Raw genomic sequence first — 1,448 nt, forward strand, 5'->3', positions numbered from 1 at the left:
AAAGTCGTCGCTATGAACCTCATATCCAGTCACGGAAGGATGAGTCAGAAGCCATTAAAAACACGGATTTTAAGGCTCACCGTTGGGTTGTAGAGAGAACACACAGTTGGATGAATCGCTACCGTCGTGTCCTGACTCGTTGGGAGAAGAAAGTCGAGAATTATGAGGCGATGCTGCATTTTGCCTGTGGTATCATTGTCTGGACTAAAAACCTATTGGGATAGGTTCTTAGTAAATAAAAATTCAGAAGGGATATGTTATGAACTATACAAAATTTGATGTAAAAAATTGGGTTCGCCGTGAGCATTTTGAGTTTTATCGGCATCGTTTACCATGTGGTTTTAGCTTAACAAGCAAAATTGATATCACGACGTTAAAAAAGTCATTGGATGATTCAGCGTATAAGTTTTATCCGGTAATGATCTATCTGATTGCTCAGGCCGTGAATCAATTTGATGAGTTGAGAATGGCGATAAAAGATGATGAATTGATCGTATGGGATTCAGTCGACCCACAATTCACCGTATTCCATCAAGAAACAGAGACATTTTCAGCACTGAGTTGCCCATACTCATCCGATATTGATCAATTTATGGTGAATTATTTATCGGTAATGGAACGTTATAAAAGTGATACCAAGTTATTTCCTCAAGGGGTAACACCAGAAAATCATTTAAATATTTCAGCATTACCTTGGGTTAATTTTGATAGCTTTAATTTAAATGTTGCTAATTTTACCGATTATTTTGCACCCATTATAACAATGGCAAAATATCAGCAAGAAGGGGATAGACTGTTATTGCCGCTCTCAGTACAGGTTCATCATGCAGTTTGTGATGGCTTCCATGTTGCACGCTTTATTAATCGGCTACAAGAGTTGTGTAACAGTAAATTAAAATAAGCTCAGGTTAAATTAAAGGGTTTCATATCTAGTGAAGCCCTGTTTTATTATGTTTTGAGTTAACTTATCTTCAATGGCGGTCATAGAACCGACTGTTTACCCTCAAATAAATGTGTGAGCCGAATTATTATATCATCCTTCCGCAAAAGGCTAAAAACCATAAACAATAAAATGTTTTTTGTCGGCTTTTGTTCGCACTTTTTATCTGTTTCTAGGCATTTTATGATAATTTTTTAAAGGTAAGCTTGAAATAACACGTCGATGCCAAGATATGTATCAAATCATGATATATAAACTAAATGGGATAAAGAATGAATAAGAACCTATCCCAAAAGGATTTTATTCCAGACAATGATGGCACAGGCAAGATGCAGCATTGCCTCGTAATTTTCGACCTTTTTCTCCCAACGAGTCAGGACACGACGGTAGCGATTCATCCAACTGTGTGTTCTCTCTACAACCCAGCGGTGGGCCTTAAAATCCGTGTTTTTGATGGCTTCTGATTCATCCTTCCGTGACTGGACATGAGGCTCATAGCGACGACTTC

At 37.8% G+C, this 1,448-nt stretch carries 2 protein-coding genes and 1 pseudogene; 2 read left to right on the top strand and 1 reads right to left on the bottom strand.

From position 1 onward, the window contains the following. Positions 1-224: pseudogene (locus R7F07_RS24775) on the top strand (IS5/IS1182 family transposase); the annotation flags it as partial. A gap of 35 nt (positions 225-259) precedes the next feature. Further along, a complete protein-coding gene (locus R7F07_RS24780; RefSeq protein ID WP_004920769.1) occupies positions 260-901 on the top strand; it encodes a type A-3 chloramphenicol O-acetyltransferase CatIII in 642 nt (213 codons plus the stop codon). Positions 902-1,224: 323 nt separating this feature from the next. Here the strand turns inward: R7F07_RS24780 and R7F07_RS24785 are convergent. After that, positions 1,225-1,448: transposase (locus R7F07_RS24785; RefSeq protein WP_225455851.1), on the bottom strand; the 224-nt coding region annotated here is incomplete at its 5' end.

The organism is Vibrio sp. YT-16, assembly GCF_033337405.1.
Lineage (GTDB): Bacteria > Pseudomonadota > Gammaproteobacteria > Enterobacterales > Vibrionaceae > Vibrio > Vibrio alginolyticus.